The 17,532-nt window shown below is 57.7% G+C and carries 12 protein-coding genes; 4 read left to right on the top strand and 8 right to left on the bottom strand.

The annotated features are described in order from the left end of the window. Positions 1-42: 42 nt before the first annotated feature. Positions 43-726 carry an SOS response-associated peptidase gene (locus CW354_RS14070; RefSeq protein ID WP_104830720.1) on the bottom strand — a complete coding sequence of 228 codons (684 nt, stop codon included), beginning with the start codon at positions 724-726 and terminating at the stop codon, positions 43-45. 703 nt (positions 727-1,429) lie between these two features. On the opposite strand from CW354_RS14070, the gene CW354_RS14065 reads away from it, so the two are divergent. After that, a complete protein-coding gene (locus CW354_RS14065) occupies positions 1,430-2,608 on the top strand; it encodes a Fic family protein (protein ID WP_104830719.1) in 1,179 nt (392 codons plus the stop codon). A 140-nt stretch (positions 2,609-2,748) separates the two neighbouring features. On the opposite strand, the gene CW354_RS14060 is transcribed toward CW354_RS14065, so the two are convergent. The 6 genes from CW354_RS14060 to CW354_RS14035 all read right to left on the bottom strand — a co-directional run bounded on the left by CW354_RS14060 (position 2,749) and on the right by CW354_RS14035 (position 8,838). Then, complete coding sequence (locus CW354_RS14060) at positions 2,749-3,582, bottom strand: tyrosine-type recombinase/integrase (protein WP_104830718.1); 834 nt, start codon at positions 3,580-3,582, stop codon at positions 2,749-2,751. Further along, positions 3,579-4,856 (bottom strand): site-specific integrase, encoded by a 1,278-nt coding sequence (locus CW354_RS14055; protein ID WP_104830717.1) that lies wholly within the window; start codon positions 4,854-4,856, stop codon positions 3,579-3,581. The genes CW354_RS14060 and CW354_RS14055 overlap by 4 nt, the downstream gene beginning before the upstream one ends. A 464-nt stretch (positions 4,857-5,320) precedes the next feature. Beyond that, a complete protein-coding gene (mobF, locus tag CW354_RS14050) occupies positions 5,321-6,454 on the bottom strand; it encodes a MobF family relaxase (RefSeq protein WP_104830716.1) in 1,134 nt (377 codons plus the stop codon). Then, positions 6,454-8,244: a type IV secretion system DNA-binding domain-containing protein gene (locus CW354_RS14045; RefSeq protein WP_104830715.1), complete on the bottom strand. Its 1,791-nt coding sequence runs from the start codon at positions 8,242-8,244 to the stop codon at positions 6,454-6,456. The genes mobF and CW354_RS14045 overlap by 1 nt, the downstream gene beginning before the upstream one ends. Beyond that, positions 8,237-8,569 (bottom strand): hypothetical protein, encoded by a 333-nt coding sequence (locus CW354_RS14040; RefSeq protein WP_104830714.1) that lies wholly within the window; start codon positions 8,567-8,569, stop codon positions 8,237-8,239. Before CW354_RS14040 ends, CW354_RS14045 begins: the two co-directional genes overlap by 8 nt. After that, positions 8,566-8,838: a helix-turn-helix transcriptional regulator gene (locus CW354_RS14035; RefSeq protein WP_104830713.1), complete on the bottom strand. Its 273-nt coding sequence runs from the start codon at positions 8,836-8,838 to the stop codon at positions 8,566-8,568. Before CW354_RS14035 ends, CW354_RS14040 begins: the two co-directional genes overlap by 4 nt. An 885-nt stretch (positions 8,839-9,723) precedes the next feature. On the opposite strand from CW354_RS14035, the gene CW354_RS14025 reads away from it, so the two are divergent. Both CW354_RS14025 and CW354_RS23460 read left to right on the top strand, forming a co-directional pair. Further along, positions 9,724-11,439, top strand: coding sequence for a LysM peptidoglycan-binding domain-containing protein (locus CW354_RS14025; RefSeq protein WP_165793720.1), 1,716 nt, complete (start codon positions 9,724-9,726; stop codon positions 11,437-11,439). Positions 11,440-11,526: 87 nt separating this feature from the next. Beyond that, the gene (locus tag CW354_RS23460; RefSeq protein WP_165793719.1) at positions 11,527-11,697 is read left to right on the top strand and encodes a hypothetical protein; all 171 of its coding nucleotides are present in this window, start codon (positions 11,527-11,529) and stop codon (positions 11,695-11,697) included. A 48-nt stretch (positions 11,698-11,745) separates the two neighbouring features. Here CW354_RS23460 and CW354_RS14020 read toward each other — a convergent pair whose 3' ends face one another. Beyond that, complete coding sequence (locus CW354_RS14020) at positions 11,746-16,119, bottom strand: chemotaxis protein CheB (protein ID WP_104830710.1); 4,374 nt, start codon at positions 16,117-16,119, stop codon at positions 11,746-11,748. Positions 16,120-16,454: 335 nt separating this feature from the next. Here CW354_RS14020 and CW354_RS14015 point away from each other — a divergent pair, with 335 nt between their 5' ends. Then, positions 16,455-16,928: a CC0125/CC1285 family lipoprotein gene (locus CW354_RS14015; RefSeq protein WP_104830709.1), complete on the top strand. Its 474-nt coding sequence runs from the start codon at positions 16,455-16,457 to the stop codon at positions 16,926-16,928. Positions 16,929-17,532 lie beyond the last annotated feature (604 nt).

Genomic DNA, 17,532 nt, shown 5'->3' with positions numbered 1-17,532 from the left:
TATACGGAGCAATGCGCCGCTAACGCCTTGAATCCAAAGGCTCTAAAATATCGGATCGCCCTCGGGGTCGAGAAGTTCGGCGTAATTGTTCTTGACCGATCCGACATCGTTGGAGATCGGATAGGCCGTGAGCCACTTATCGGGGCAGGATTTCAGCAACGCCCTGTGAACCTCGCCCCAGGGCTCAGACCCGAGCCAGAGATCAAGATCGCCCGGATCGAGAATCACCGGCACCCGGTCATGGACCGCGCCCATCACCTCATTGGCGGGACAAGTGATGATGGTGAAGGTGCGGGGGTGGTCAGGATCCACCTTGTCGTTGAAGGCCCAAAGACCGGCGAGCAGCATCGGCTTGCCGTCCCGGCGCTTGATGGCGTAGGCCTGCTTCGATTTTCCGGGCCCGCGCCGCCATTCGTAAAACCCGCTGATGGGAATGACGCAGCGCATCTTGTTAAGCGAGCCTTTCCAGGTCGCCTTTTCCTCGATAGTTTCGGCCTTGGCGTTAATCGTTGAAAATTTCGGCTTGTCCTTCATCCAGATCGGAACAAGGCCCCATTTCATCTGCTCGATGCGCCGTTCGCCGTCGCGCTCTGAGCAGATGAGGACGTCATGGGTCGGGGCGGTATTCCAATTCGGCTGAAAATTCGTCTCCGGCGGCTTTCCCTGAAGGTCAAGCAGCTCGCGATATTCTTCCCAAGACAAGGAGGCCCAAAACCGTCCGCACATGGCCAAAGAATATGGATGGGTAGCGGCGGCTGACAAGAGTAAGTCCGGTTCAACCGGTCCAGACACTGATATTGCCTCAAGCTTTGTTCGGGGTGGTCATGTGGATAAACGCCATAAGGGACGATTGATGAGAAACCGGAACGCCAAAAGCGGGCTTCAAAATAGGTGGAGCCTATTCCGTCCCCCGCTCTCGCCGACGCCTGGGCGCCGCCAGGCAGGCCCTGAAAAAGGGGTGTTAAGAAGCGCTCCGCGCCGCAATTGCTTTTTACCGGCAAAATGGGATTCTGCCGGTAAATAGCGATCCAGAAACTGTCTCTCGTCCGCCTGACCAGTTATGCCGCTGCGCAAACCGCGGTTTTCAAGTCGGGCGGGCCATGAGGTGGAGGACCGGTGTTAAGAAATGCGTTATCCTAGCCCGTGTCCACAGCCCATGGACAGTGGACATTCCGTGTCTGCGAGAACGGCTGCGGGCCGGGCGGCATGCTGAATGAGCCGGTCATATGCAATTTAGCTTTCGCTGCTCTTGAGCACCCTTTTATCCTCCAGTCCCGAAGGAGCGCCACCATTCTTATAAATTCATAATTCGTTGATTTTATTTACATTTTTAAGCCTCCTGCCTGGCGAAGGTTAAATAAGCAAAGTTCTTATTTAACTTTCATGCCATATCCTTTAATAAGAGAATTCGTTATTAAAGGTTCGCGGCATGCCGAAACCCGATCTGAACCAGCGTATCGGCCGTTACGTCACCACTAGCGCCGTGGGCGAACGCGTGCGCGCTTATATCCCTGCGCCCCTGCCGCCATCGCCGCCCATAGACACATCCTCGCTTTCCGCCCTGATCAGCGAAGCCATGTTTGCGCTGGGGCGGCTGGACGGCGTGCGCGCTGTCGCGCCGGACACCTCCCTGTTTCTCTATATGTATGTGCGCAAGGAAGCGCTGCTTTCATCCCAGATCGAAGGGACGCAGTCTTCGTTGTCCGACCTTCTGCTTTACGAGACCGACGCCGCGCCGGGAGCGCCCATTGACGAGGTGGCGGAAGTCTCGACCTATGTCGCCGCGCTCAACCATGGCCTTCGCCGGATGGCGGAGGGTTTTCCGCTTTCGCTTCGTCTGATCCGCGAAATGCACGGGATTTTGCTGGCGACCGGCCGCGGCAGCACCAAGCAACCAGGCGAGTTCCGGACTTCGCAAAACTGGATCGGCGGCACGCGGCCCGGTAATGCGCTCTTCGTACCGCCGCCGCCAGGCGATGTGCTCGATCTCATGAGCGACCTTGAAGCGTTCCTGCACGAGGATGAGAGCGGCCTTCCCGTCATCATCAAGGCGGGCCTCGCCCACGTTCAGTTCGAAACCATCCACCCGTTTCTCGACGGCAACGGACGGCTCGGGCGACTGTTGATTACGCTCTATCTGTGCGAGCGCGGTCTCTTGCAGGAGCCGCTGCTCTATCTCAGCCTATGCTTCAAAAGCCACCGGCAGACCTATTACAACCTCTTGCAGGAAGTCCGCGAACATGGACGCTGGGAGGCCTGGCTCGAATTCTTCCTGACCGGCGTGCACGATGTCGCCCGCAGCGCCCATGAAGCGGCGCGGCGCATTTCCGAATTGTTCGAGGCGGATCTTGAATCCGTCAAAACGCTCGGGCGCGGGGCGCCGACCGCAAGCGCTGTCCTGCGCGCGCTTCAGCAGCGCCCCATTCTCGCAATCGGCGCCGCCGCGGAGCTGGCCGAGGCCTCGTTTCCGGCGACGGCGAATGCGCTCTCTCATCTCGAAAAGCTGGGCCTTATCGAAGAGGTAAGCGGCAAGCAGCGCGGCCGCGTTTACGCCTATGCGCGTTATCTAGATATTCTGAGCGAAGGCACGGAGCCACTCGCGCCTTGAGCTTTAAACATTGTGCGATCCGTCCTTGCTTACGCTTTGCACGGGAAAAGTCGCCAGATTGCTCTCTGGAAATTTTTTAATCTCAGTACTGACAAACATGCGCAAACGTGATACATAATAGACCATGTTTGGGAACTGAATTACCCAAGCGTAATGAAGCGTTGGTATGGTGCTTGGTACACGGATGATTGTTCTTTCGCAAAATTTTGAAAGAAAAAGCGGACTCGGCACGACCGATTCCTCTCGCCGGAACGGCAGCCGGTGAGGATGATGAGCCGGATCGCGTCGGCGGCGTCGCGCCAGCGCTGGGGCGGATTGTCGAGGAAGGCGCCGACTTTCGCGAGCTGGTCGGCGTTGAGGAGCCGTCCCCGCGATGGCCGCACATTGTAGCGGATCGGATGCGACGGGTCCGGCGCCTTCCTTGGAAGATAGCCATTGTCGCGTCCGAACTTCATGATGGCCCGGAAGCTGCCCAGCGCCTTGTTGGCGCCGCCTGCGCGGCGCGAGGAATAATCGAAGAACCATTCCGCGACTTCCGCGGTCGTGATGCGGGTTGCGGGGCTAGCCCCGAAGGCGGGCAGAAGCTGGGCCCGTAAATATTCGAGGGTCTTCGATTTCGTTGACGGCTTCCAGTCCGGGGTTTTCGCCTTGATGTAGTGATCCGCAAGCGCCCTGAAGGTGATGACGGGCTTGTCGGATTCCTTGAAGGCGATGGCGGACCCGGCGCCGGCGCGGGCCATGGTCTGGTGAGCCCGCGCCCGCGCCGCGTCCGCATCCGTCTCAGGGAAGGTTGCGATGGTGAGGCGGCGGTGCTTGCCGCCGGTCTTCATGCGCACGATCCACGCCTTGGCGCCCGAGGGGAGCACCCGCAGCGCGAAGCCTTTGAGCTTGGTGTCGGAGATCGCATATTCGCGGTTGCGCGGGCTCGCGCCCCGCGCAACCGCGTCGGTGAGGAGACGGGGCGCGCGGCTCATGACGACGCCTCCATGCCGAGCCTCGACTTCACGGCCTCCATATGGGTTTCGAGCTTGCTGCGCAGCAGCGGATAGCTGACGCCGGTCGACAGTGCGTATTCCGCCATGGTCTTTTGCTGGGCGAGGAAGTCGGCGAGCACCGGATCGTCCGCCGCCTCATGATCGGGCTTGGCGCTCATGGCTTTGGTCAGATACTGCGCGACACGTTCGGCGGCGGCGAGCACCGGTCCCTCGTCAATCGCGACATAGCCCGCCGTGGTCTTCAGCTCCGTATGACCGAGCAGGCCCGACACGGTGCGCAAGGGCTCGCCCGAGGTGATGGCGACCGAGGCGAAGCCGTGGCGCAGATCGTGAAGGCGAAGCGTCTTCAGTTTCGCCTTCGCGCGGACATTGCGCCATTCCCAGTCGAGCTTCGATTCTTTGACCGGCTCGGCGCCGACCGCAAAAACGTAATCGGCGATGCGCGGCTGTTCGGCGATGACGCGCAGCGCCGGTTGCCCGAGCCACAGCGCACGCGGGCCCGTCTTGCTGTCGGGGAGCGCCGCGCGCCGTCCGTCGATCATGTCCCATTTGAGGAGCCGCGCTTCGGTTTTGCGGCAGCCGGTGAAAGCGATGAAACGGATCAGCTTCGCGATCACGGGCTGATGCTGTTCGAGGCGGCGGATCGCCTTTCCGAGCCGCGCATAATCCTCCGCCGTCAGCCGCTGCGCCTTGAACCCGTTCTTGCGCCGCCTCATCCCCTGGCACGGATTGGAGCCCGCCTCGCGAACCCCCAGCAGCTCCGCATGGCGCATGATCCCCGACATCACCGCAAGCGCCCGCGAGGCGGTGTCATGGCTCTTGCCGATGCCGGAGCGCCATTGCGCGACGTGCTCCGGATCGATTGACGCCGCAGGCAGATGACCGAACTCCGGATGGATATAGCGCGCCGCCAGATAGCGATGGGTGCGCAAGGTGGTCGGCTTCCAGATCGCGGCCCCGTGCTTCAGATAGGCTTCGGCGCATATGGCGACGGCGGCGTCCTTCGGCAGCGCATTCTTTCGCGACGCGCCGTCGCCGGTCAGCTCCCTGATAAGGTCGCGGGCGGCGTCTCTCGCATCCTCAAGGCTCAGCTCGTGTTTGGGCCCGAGCGTGCGCCGTCGCGTGTGGCCGTCATGGCGAAACTGCACGCACCATGCGGGCCGCTGGTTCGGACGATGCCGGAGGGCGAGCCCCGTCACCGCATCGTCCCATTCGAAAAACTCCTTTTGAATGTCGTGAGCATGGTCTTCCATGAGTATCTCTCCTCACGCTTCCTTGGGTTTCAAAAATCGTGCGGACCCCCCGGAAGCGCTAAGGACGGCACGGGAAGCAATTCCCGAAGCCTTGAAGCGTCAGTTCGTCAGCGGCTCCGGATGTTCCGAAGCGCTCGCGGAATGGATGGTGAGTTCGTGCAACCGGTTGATTGCAAAAAGGCATCCCGCGCGCTGGCGAACCGTCGTCCGCAGCGCGTCAGCCCAAACAGGCCTCTACTTGAGACCCCGACATCGACGTTTTAAAGATCACACCCCGGCGCCTGAAGGCGCATACCGGCCAGAGGCCGGGAGAGCGGCAAGTCCAACCATATCACGGTGTTAGCATTCCCCTGCCCCGTGTACAAAATTGCAAATTCGCTGTGTACATTTTACCGCTCATCGGTCGATAAGTTGAGCGTCGCTAATGCATTAGCGTCTGATCACACCGTACACGCATCATGATGCTACTCCCGTTCGAGATTTCTCTCCTTTTGGCGCAGGCTGAAACGGATGCCGGACATGCGCGAAGGGCCGTCTAAAGTCGCCGCCAAACGTTGCAACAGGCGCGCGATGTTGGGCGGCCGGATGACCTTTTTGGGCTGCATTTCAGCATGTTTTTCGGGCTGGATTTGCGCCGCTTTAGCGCGTAATTTTGAGCGCATTTCCAGCGAATTATTAGCCCCGCGCTCCTGAATATTCTCCGCTTTTGGCGCATGGATTCGCTGTCTTTTCAGATCGAATCCGAGGATCTTTGCTTCCTCCCGCCACATGGAAAGTAAAGCCTCGCGGTTCATTTCCTGCTTTGGTTTTCGGGTCCTGAGCGCCGCCATTTCCATGCCTTTCGCGCTCGAATAGCCGTAGGTTTCGGCGGCGTTTTCGATAGCCTCGCGGCGCTTCGAGAAGGCGCGCTCCACATTTCGCGGGATCGCCGTCACGCGGAAACTCTCCGCTTCTCGCGTAATGTCTATTCCTGATCTTTCGAGCCCGTTTGCGAATTCAGCCCTGTAAACGAGGCCGGCTTCCTTCTGCGCCAGATAGAGTTCGCGGCCGACGATCGCGCCCCAGCTTCCGTCATGGCGCGGGGCCAGATTGAAGATGAAAGCATGGGTATGGAGCTGGGGATCGAAGTCGCGGCTCGTGTGATGATCAAAGGCCGCGACAAGGAGGCCTGCGGTCCTTTCTTTTGTGCCTCCGCGCCGTCCGCGGCGGGCCCAGGCATGATTGTTTTCGAGGTGGTTGAGCGCCTTGTTCACGGCTTTTTGGTGCGCCGCTTCGATGGTCATGCGCTGGTTTTCGTTTGAGAGAGCCCACAGGACCGAAGCGGATTTCGGGGCGCTGAAGGTCATATCCCAGCCCGCCGTATGGGCGATGCCGTTGGCCAGAATAAGCCGCTCCCCAGTCCTCGGATCGAGGCCTTCGAGGGCCGCTTCGAAGTCGGATTTCGAGACCGAACCTTCAAGAGAAAGCCGTTCAGCGGCGCGGCCTTCCCAGCGTCCGGGAGCCTCGCCCTCGCGCGCGTAATAGTCGTCCTTGCCCATATGCTGGTAATAGGCCGCGGCCGCGGCGACGCTTTTCCTGACTGAGATCGAGGCGACCATCAGTCGTCCCTGTCGCCCCGGATGAAAGCGGCGTCGGCTTTCGAGATGGCGCTTTCGGGCTCGGAATTTTTAGTACTCTTGCCATATTGCGCGCGCTCGGTCGCCCGATAAGTCCACTGCGCCGGCTGCGACGCGGGGCGGAATTGCTGCTGGCGAACATATGGAAGATCGAGTTCGTAAGCGTCTTTTCCTGGACCGAGCAGCGCGATGCGGATGCTTTTCCGCCGGGGGCCGAGACGGTTCGAAAGGTCTGCGGCGGTGACGACGCGGCGAGTTTCGCGGTGAATGCTTTCGCTAGTAGTGGAATGGCCGCCGCTGGTTCCGGTGCTGCGCACTTTATATTCGACGTCCTGATCGCCGATCATCAGGCTTGCTTCCTCCGCGCCCCGCCCGAAATTGAGCCGCGTGATCACCTGCGTTCCGATCATGCCGATCCAGGAATCGGCGCGCTCGCGCCCGTAAACCGAGCGGATCTGAGCGATATCCTGCGCCCCCAGGACCACGATCACGCCCTTCGAGCGGCCCATGTCGAGGAAGGTCGAGAAGTCGCTCATGCGCGGCAATTGCGGGAATTCGTCGAGGAAAAGCCAGACCCGGCGGGTGCGAGATTCCGGCAAGGATGGGCTGCCAACGGCCGAGGAAAGCAGGCCGAGAAGTCCGCTGATCCATGCGTTCGACAGCTCCGGATATTTGGCGTCGCGCTGCAGGATCACCGGCTTCGCATGGTCCATATGCAGCCATTTATTGACCGAAAACCGCGGCGGGTGGTCATGGCCGCCCCAGCTTTCGGCGAGTGCGCTCACCACATTCAGATGCGCCTGAAACGTCGTCAGCACGCTTTGCGCGGTCTTGCTGGACGGGTCTTTCAGCACGCGCATGGCTTCGGGATGATAGGATTGCGCGGTCTTGAATAACGCCGCCGCATCCTGAAGCACGATGTCCCGGAGATCGGTCCAGCTCCAGCGTTCGGGCTTTTCGGCCTGCAATCGGGCGATGCAGGCGACGAAGATTTCGCGCGCAGCGTCCGACCAGATCGGATCGTTGCTCGCCGGGATAAACCGCGCCGCCAGCTCTCTCGCATCCTGTTTGGTGCGGCAGTCGGCGGCGACGTCCCAGACGAATGAGCGTTCGTCCTGGGGCGCGACCAGCGCCGGTTCTGTCGGCATGGTCGCGGTCATGTCGCCTTTGGTGTCGAGGACCAGCACCTTGTCGCCGCGCTGGATGGCGGCGTGCATGAGATGCAGCATGGTCTGGGTTTTCCCTGCGCCGACGCTGCCCCAGATCAGCCAGTGGCGGGTCTCGCGCTCTGCGCTGATATGGATGCCGGGCGGGAACTCAAGACCTTTTCCGAAGCGCCGACGTTCGGCGGCGCAGGCGCCGCGAAGTTGCGCCCGGGCTTCGCCGCCCGTCAGATAGCGCCGCCCGCGGACAACTTTGGCCTTCGGGCGTTCCAAGCGCGCGGCAAGCGCGAAAGCAAATAAGGAGAGGACGCCAGCGCCGGACAGCGAAATCAGCGCCCAATAACGAAGGTGAAAGGCGGATAGCGATCCCGTGTCGGTGAAGCTGGCGCGGCAAACGCCCCAGAAATGAGCCGCGTAATTGTCGAAGAAGTATGTGCGCATTCGGTATCGTGCGCATTGAGATACGAAATTCGGATCGTATCTGGCGAGGCCGCCTTCCGGCACACGGCCAATGGGCGTCCATCGCTTGAAGCCGGTCTCGAAGACGGCGAGCGCCGCGGCGAAGCTGACAAGCGAGACGAGAAACAGGATTTTCTTTGCATTACTCAAGATGGGAATGGTCCTTCGAATGCTCGCCGGTCAGCACCTGAAGCAGGGCCTCGAACATGGCGAGGAGCCTCCCTGTTGAGGCCGCGTGCGCATCGGATTTCTGTGAAACCGCCTGCACTTGCTGGTCGATGGCCGCGAGACGGCGTTCGATCGTCAGCATGCGTTCCGCCTGTTCAAGGGAGTGTCCGTTGATGAGGCCCGCAAGGATCAGCTCGCGCGCAATGGCGGTTGGACGGCCTTTGACGATGTTTGCGCGTTCATGCAGGCGTTCGACGGCGCGGGCGGGCAAGCGGATCGTGAGCGGCCGGGTCTTCGCGCCGGTCACTCTGGTCCCGCCTCGCCCGTATGGCGGCGCTCCCTCGCCGCCATCCACTCATAAAGCGCCCGCCGGCGATAGCGCACCACGCGGCCGAGCTTCAGGAATTTCGGGCCGCCGCCCCGCGAGCGCCAGGTCGCAAGCGTCGCCGGCGGCACGCCCGTCAGCTTCGCCGCATCAGCGGCGGTCACCGCCTCGTCGAACCAGCCGGGATTGGCGCGCGCGATCTCTTCAAGCGGCGGCGGCGTAATGGGTTGGGCTTTGGGACTTTCGGCCATGGTCGGGCCTCCTCGCTACTGGAACGGGGAAAACCAAGCACAGGCGAAATCGGCGAAATAGCGGGATTATTTCGTCAAATTCAGGCGAAATGGCGCAAAACGGTGTAAGAATGACCATGACTGCCCCGCTTCCTTCTCCTGAGGCGTGGCGTCCTTTCCTTGAGCGGCCGCCTGGCATGTAAAACCGCGCGCGCCAATAGAATGTATTTGGCAAGCAAGCACCTCGCCCTTTCGCGAAGGCAAACACGCCGTCGCAAACACCATCGCCGGGAAAGAAGCCATTAGTTAGTCTTAACCGAGGTCTTTAAATCCCGCTTGGCTTGAGCGACCGCGTCTTTCAGATTGAAATATCCATACATGCCTAGGTAGAAGTACTCTATCGAAACCTTCTTAATCCCGTACCTCGACATTTCCTCCGCTTCATTCTGACCTGGCGTTTCGAACGGTTTGATCGTTTGATTGGGTTTCATATATCTATCTCGTCTTGATTGGTTTAATTCAGCTGCCTATTTTTATGTTGGTTATGGATTCGGACAACATCGCTCATAATGACTGGTTCCAAAAATGCACGAACATGCTGTGAGAACGCACCAGTCGATTATTCGAGGTTTTAGCGACTGAAATTGATTACCGTTGTGAGTAGATGCCGCAGTTTCCCACATCGAATTGCGCAGGTTTCAGTTCGGCATTTTCAATCGAAACGTTATTTAATAATTACGCCCATAAAATGGAACTTTATTCCGCGCCATTCATTTATTCAGTGTAGATATTTTTAACAGGCGGATCATGAAACATGGCCGCAGAAAGCAGCCGATTATGTCAATCCCGGCCATTCGAAAGTTAAATTCGCTTCAGCGCTACGGCGCCGTAAGCATCCTTGCAATTATGACCGCAAGCTGCGCGAGTTATGCCCGCGACAACCAATATCGAAACGACAATGTCCAATATCAGCCGTCCAGCAGCTACGATGACTATTATCCTAACAAATATGACGGCGAGCGCGTAAGCTACAACTCCGTCGCGGGCATTGAGGCTGCGCGAGCGGCGCATCGCAACAACTCTCCTTATCGGGCGGAACAGCTTGACGGCGATTGCGAAAATCGCGTTACGCTCAATTACGGCGAAACCCTTTCCGACATTGCAGAGTTTTGCGATGTCTCCATTGCTTCAATTCTGATCAGCAACCCGCAAATAACAAACCCAAACCGCATGTCAATCGGAGATCCGATTCATATTCCGAACGCGCGCGCTAACATCTATGAGGACAGCCTTTCCGGCGCCCGGTATAACGAAATTCAATATCTGGACAACGGCCGCCACGATGTCAGCAATGGCTATCATGTCGTTAGGCGCGGCGACACTCTCGCAGAAATTGCGCAACGCTACGATGTTTCCTTACGCGAAATCGCCCGGCTCAATCCAAATCTTCGGGCGCGTCACCTGGCTATCGGGGAGCGGGTCTATCTTCCCGGAAGCGCACGCAACGTTTCAAACAAGGACGCGTCCTGGCGTTCGGCGTCCCATGACAATGAACCGCCAGTTATTTCAATCACCCCGGCGCACGGGCCGCGCAATGGCGAAATCAGGCTTATTGGAGATAATTTCCAGCGCGGCGAGCAGGTATACATACTGTACGGCGACAGCCGGGACACCCTTATCCGCATTCGAACAATTGCAAGCGACCGCGAAGGCCGCATTGACGAACGCGTCACCTTGCCCGAGTCTTATGATCATAATCTTGCTTATTTCGCGATCCAGCGCGGGTCAGACACCTATATGAGCCAGTCATATTATGTCGATCGCGCCTCTGTTGAGAATAACAGCCATGCAAATGGCGACTTTTTTAACGGCGGCGACGCCGGCAAGCAAAGCTATCGCGGCCCCTACTCGTTGACTGACGATGCGGCGCTGATTGCCGTCGATCAGGACGTTTACTGGGGCGATAAGGTGACGCTTGTGGCGCACAGTTTCCCGCCGAACACGCCTGTTTCGATTTATGTGGGGCCCAACCGAAACGCACTGACCAAAATTGCAGAAACGAGAACAGGCGCCGAGGGCGTGTTCCAAACGCAGGTTGTCATTCCCGACACAATTAACAGCGACTCCGTGTATTTCGTCGCTGCTGTTGAAAACGGCGCCCGGACCTATTTTTCGGAACGCGTGCGCATCCGCACTGATGTCGATCGCAGACGCGGCGAGGGACATTCACATAATGATCGTACTTCCTCTGCAAACCAAACTGAACCCCCTTACCGCACGTCGACAATGGCGGCGCCCGCGTCAAGCGAACTTGATCGCGGGCGCAATAACAAGACGGGGAATATCGGATTCCTTTCGAGAGTGCGTAATAATACGGGCCGGGATGATGTTAACATCAATACAGGCGGCGAAAGCGCGGTCGCAGGGATCCTCACGAATGAGGGCGTCAGCTGCCCGACGCTGCGCGACGACGCCGGGCGTCTTTATACCCTGCTTGGCGACCTCCAGGGGTTCGATGACGGAGACCGCGTCCTGATTAGCGGCTCGGCCGCCGCCGACCGCCGCATTTGCGGGCAATCGGAAACCATCCAGGTTTTTTCAATCGCAAAGGCGCCATGGTAAGCGCGCAAAAGGACTTCCTTCCCGCATCTTTAAATCGGAAGTTATTGCTCGGGCGCCTTTTGTCCGTTCCTTAATGGGGAGTTCAAAGTGGAAACGAAAACACAAAAAATATTGATGATAGCAGGCTTCGTGGCCGTTATTATCGGCGGGACGTATTATATTAATGAAAGCAGCAAAAGCGATACGGAAAAGCTTGGAGACAGCATAGAAAACGCCGCCGACGACGTTAGCGACGCGATCAAGGATGCTACAAACTAAGCCCCAGTCGCTCGGAACACCTTTAAAGCGAAGGCCAACCGGTTGCGCTCAGGCCGCAGTGACCACAAGCCGGGCCAATTCGGGAAGCGATCTTGCGCCCGTACTTTTCATGACGGCGGCGCGATGATTTTCAACTGTGCGCTGGCTAATGCCGAGATCTGCGGCGATATTCTTGCTGGGTTGCCCAGCAAGAACCAGATCCATGACCTGACGCTGACGCGGCGTCAACGACGCAATTCGTTTTTCGGCATTTTCCTGGCGCGCATCTGCGGCGTTGATGTCTTGAGACGCCTCCAGGGCGCGCTCGACAGCAGCGACAAGCCCTTCGACGGCGATCGGTTTTTCGATGAAGTCGATCGCTCCGGCCTTCATCGCCCGGACCGCCGTCGGCACGTCGCCGTAACCGGTGATCATGATTACGGGAAGATGAAGCTTCCGGTCCCGCATCACGCGCAGCAATTGGAACCCATCCATCCCGGGAAGGCGGCAATCGACGAGCAGACAAGATTGAGAGCCTGGATGATATTCGGCAAGGAATGCCTCACAGGTGGAATAGGTCTTCACCCCCCAGATGTGTCCGCCAAGCGCATCCGCAACTTCATCGCGTATGTGACTATCGTCATCTATGACGAATATCGTAGTTTCTTTCGCTACGGCGTGGCCCGCGGCGGACGGTTCCAGCGTTTTCTCAGCAGCCTTCGGCGGCCGTGTTAAAAGCTGTCGCATCGCCTGCGTCAATTCATTCAAATTGACCGGCTTGTTGAGTCGCGCGCAGTTCGGCAGCGCGAGACTGCGAAATATTTCAATCGAAATATCGCCGGTTAAAATAATGACTGGAACATCGGAATGAAGAATTTCGCGCACGCTTTCGGCGACTTCAGCGCCATTCATGCCATTGGGAAGACTGAAGTCCGCCACTATGATATCCGGTTTTATCTTTCCGGACGACACCAATTCCATTGCGCCGGCGCCGTCCTCAGCAGCGGCGACTGGATATCCTTCCTCCGTTAAAGCAATCTGTAACAACTCTCGCACTTCATGATTATCTTCTACGACAAGAACAGCCTCCGCCTGATGCGCTGGTTTAATGCTTGGCGTGACCGGCCCGCGCGTCTCAATTTCATGCGAAAATGGCGGCGCGTTGTGGGCGATGCCAACCCCAATAGAAAAAACCGACCCTTTGCCCGCCTGGGAACGAACATCGACTTGATGTCCAAGCAAGTCGCCTAGCCGCTGAACGATCGAAAGGCCGAGACCGAAGCCACGGCTTCGCTCACGTTCAACATTGTCGAGCTGATGATATTCTTCAAACACAGCCGGAAGCTGATCTTCCGGAATTCCAGCGCCGGTGTCCCAGACTTCAATCCTAAGCCGTCCCTGCTTCCTGCGGCAGCCAACCAGGACTTTGCCTTGTGTTGTGTACTTTATTGCGTTCGACAGAAGATTGCGGACCATCTGCTCGAGAAGACGCGGATCGCTTTCAACGACAAGGCTGCTCTCCACGAACCTCAAATCGATCCCCTGGGATTGTGCTTGATATGTAAACTGATCGCGCAGTCGGACGAGCAGATTGTTGATGGAAAATCCGCGCGTTTCAACCTGCAGAGCATTCGCCTCAATCTGATTTAAATCGAGCAGCGCATTGAGCATGCCGGACATTGCATCCACGGTATCGCCCATGCGCACCACAAGATCTTGCTTTCTCTTCCCTTCCACCGACTTCGCCAACAACCCGTGCAGAAAAACAAGCGTTTGCAAGGGCTGGCGCAAGTCATGGCTGGCGGCGGCGAGAAAACGGGATTTAGCCTCCGTTGCGCGTTGCGCTTTCTCATTCGCCGCCGCGAGCGCGTCCGCAATTCTGCGCCGCTCCGTTATGTCGATAAACGTAATGACGACCCCTTCTACGTCGCCGCCTTGCGTGCGATAAGGCATGATCCGGCGAGAATACCACGCGCCGTCGCGCACATTGATATCGCGCCCCAACGGTTCATGCGACTGCAATACCTGACTGGCATCGCTCAGCAGCGAAGGATCGGCCGCAAGAGGATTAAGGTCTGACAAAGAACGCCCAATGTCGCTCGTGATAATGTGAAACATACCTTTAGCCGCCGGCGTAAAAAGGCGAATGCGCAAATCCGTGTCAAGGAAGATCGTCGCAACATCAGAACTGTAGAGAACATTTTGCAGATCGTCGGAGGCGGTGCGTTGCAGTTCGAGCGCTTCTTGAAGCTGGCTGTTGAGCGCCGTCAACTCCTCATTCAGGGACTGCAATTCCTCTTTTGACGTTTCCAGTTCTTCATTGGTCGACTGGTATTCTTCGTTGACAGACAACGCCTCTTCATTGATCGCCTGATGCTCCTGCTCGGCGACCTCAAGGGAACGAATCGCGCTTTCGAGCTCGGTGCGTGTCTCGTCAAGCTCCCGTTCAAGCTCCGCCACCTGCGTCGCGCCCCCGCCCGGAGTTGGCGCCGCGCCGCGTCGCTCTTCTTGCGCCGGCTCCTCGACAAAACAGACGAGCATGAGCTTTTCGCCGTCAAAAACCGTCGGCGAGGCCTCAATACGATAAGCCATCCCGTCCTTGTCTCGGCTTGCTCGCCTCCCTTTGACGACGACTTTCGCGTCAGCCTGCCATGCCTTCTGAAGAGCAGACCTGAGTTTGGCGCGAACAAATTCGCGCGACGATGCAATCAGATCGCGGGTCGCCAGCCCTGGCGCCAACTGCATGAACGGGTCCGTCGAACCGAGCGTAAAAAGACATTCCTGCTTTCTGTTAATCAGGACCGCCGCCGGCGCGTAATTTTCCATGACAAGCCGTTCGCAAAATTCCGCGAAAGCCGACGCTTGCGCGCGAGCCGGCGTTCGAACGATGCGAGACGGCGCCCGAACGTTTTCCGCCATCAACTCGGCAAACTCGCTGGGGCGATGATGACCGACGCGCCGGTACAGGCGCTGCGGCTTCGATACGATTTCAAACCCGGCTTCTCCGGCGCCCACTAATTCCGCCCCGCCAAGCAGTAAGACGCCATCCGCTCTCAGTGCGAACCTGAAGATGGAAATGACTTTCGCCTGCGCCTCAGGTCGGAGATAAATAAGCAAATTGCGGCAGGAAACAAAGTCAATGCCGGAAAATGGCGGATCCGAGAGCACATCATGCTCTGTAAAGACGACGGCGGCGCGCAGTTCCGGCTTCACACGATATTGCCGGCCTTCCTTGTCGAAGAATCGCTTTAACCGTTCAGGCGATACATCAGCCTCAATCGTCTCCGGATAAAGCCCCTCACGGGCCCGCGCTACGGCGTCTGCGTCCAAATCCGACGCAAAGACCTGCAACCTGACATTCCGCTTAATCGCTGAAATCTGCTCTTGAAAGAGCATGGCGAGCGAGTAGCTTTCCTCACCCGTGCTGCATCCCGCGATCCAGAGTCTTAATGGACGCTCAACATCATGGCCGGCGACAAGGTCCGGAACGATATTTTTCTCCAGGTAAGCAAACACGTCCGGACCGCGAAAAAAGCTCGTGACGTTAATCAATAAATCTTTCGCGAGAAGCTCGATCTCGTCCTGGTCATTGCGTAGCTTTTCCAGATAACAAGCCATGTCATCGCCATCAATCATCGCAAGCGCCATGCGCCGATCGATGCGCCGTTGCAGCGTGCCGGACTTGTACAGGGTAAAATCATGCCCTGTTCTTGTTCGAAGCAGCGCGATGATCTCCGGCAGCCACTCCGAATCCTGGGTTGAAGGGGTCAGGTTTTTCTTCTTGCGGGCGAAGGTCATGCGACGTTCGAATTGATCGAGCGCGTCTGGTATCTCGGATACCGGCAACACAAGATCGACAGCGCCGGTCGCAATCGCGCTGCGAGGCATGCCGTCGTGGCTCGCTTCTTCGGGTTTCTGAGCGATGACGAGCCCGCCAGATTCCCTGATCGCTTTCAATCCAAGGCTGCCGTCTGCGCCGGTTCCGGAAAGTATTACGCATGCGGCGCGCAATCCTAAAGTCTCCGCCATAGAGCGAAGCAAAAAATCAAACGGCAGGCGCGCGCCGTGCCTGTCGGGAGTTTGCGACAGTCGTAATGCATGGCCTTCGACAGAAATATCAGCCCCAGGGGGAATGACATAAATATTGCCGCGTTCAAGCGGCATTCCATCTGTCGCCTGCTGCACCGATATCGCCGCATGGCGCGACAGCAAATCGACCATCATGCTTTCATGGGTCGGGTCGAGATGCTGAACGATGATGAAAGCCATTCCGCTTTTCGCCGGTATGGCGTCAAGCAGCTTGTTGCAGGCGTCAAGGCCGCCGGCAGAAGCGCCAATGCCGACAACCAGAAAATTCGTTTCATCTGGCGCTATCGCAACCTTTTCGCGTCCGTTTGACGGCGCGCGAGCGGATTTACTCTTGGGCGAACGGCTTTCCGTCATTTGCGCTGCCTTTCAGTGGCTTGCTGCTAGGGGAAAGCGAGCGTGCACCATACCAGATCTCACCGAAATACACCAAAAATCAGGCGAATGGCGCGATTAGGGCTCTCCAACGCGGAGCACTGGGTGCTCAAATGAGTAGATTCCGAGTCTCGCAAACCGACCTGCTCGCCAGTAATTATAGCCAATAGCCCGTCAGGAGTGCGCTGTTTGCGGCAATTGGGTCCTTCAGCGCGAAACCCGCGCATGCCCAAAGCGCTTCTCCAGATATCGGTTTAGCGATCCGAAGAAGTTCCCCATGAGGGATTTTCGGTCGCGTCACAGGAGAAATGGCGACAATGATAAAACTCAGAATTCTGGCTGCGACGATTGTGTTTTTAGGCGGTTGCGCAACCGGGTATCGAGGGCCGGTTTACGAGCAGGCAACCTCGCAATACGACAATGGCTATTCTGAAACGAGAATTGATTCAAACAGGTTCCAGGTACGCTACCGCTCTGTTGGCGCCAGCCAGGCGCTTGCAGAAGATTGGGTGTTGCGCCGATCCGCTGAACTTACATTGGATCAAAAATATGACTGGTTTCAAATCACGAGTCGAAATCGCACTTTTTCAGACTCAACTTTAGACCGTTACGATCAGATGCGTATCTACGGCCGCGATAGCCAGCGTTATCCGGACAGACCTCAATATGACTACGGAACTGACGACAGTGCGGTAGCGCAGATCGAAATTCTCATGGGCAATAACCCCGCCCCGCGATCGACTAGCGTTTACGATGCGCGACAGGTGCTTGACTATCGTCCTCAACGCTAGTGCGCAACAACGCCTAAAATATACATGCGCTGCTCCCTCCCCCTGCAGTGCAGACATTTTCGGCAAAGCTAACATGGATAACCGCAGCCTTGGGGGAGAACCTTGCTGCGGTTTGGATCCGTGATCGGACACGTTTTTTCAGTGTGTTTTAGTTCGCTGTTGCGATCTTATCTCGATCACGGAGCCGCTTTTTCCGTATATTGTGGTGAAGGCCTCACAGGCCGGCGGATTTTGCGTACTTCATGACGAAACAAACGCTGCTCGTAGAATAAATAGCCGACGCTCGCTGGATGAAACAAAGTATGCGCCGAAGGCTCATATGAAACCGCGGATCTTGTCTGAAAAAGCAACCGCCGGCCTATTTATGGGAGGGCTAGGCCGGCGGTTGAACTGACCTGCCATTGCGAGCGCGGGGGGGCGGCTTGTCGCAATGCGCGCCGGTTTCCCGGAGGGATGGTCAGCCTCTACGTTAATCTTTCATCTTTTGAATGGGGAGCATCGGAATCTACTCATTTCATTGTTGAATAAGAGTTGAGTATATCCCGATCCTGTTAAACTTAATCCGCTCGCTGCACATTCATTAATGAACAGCGGCTCTGAGCAA

The organism is Hyphococcus luteus, assembly GCF_002943565.1.
Lineage (GTDB): Bacteria > Pseudomonadota > Alphaproteobacteria > Caulobacterales > Parvularculaceae > Hyphococcus > Hyphococcus luteus.
This window is presented reverse-complemented; position numbering and strand designations above follow the sequence as displayed.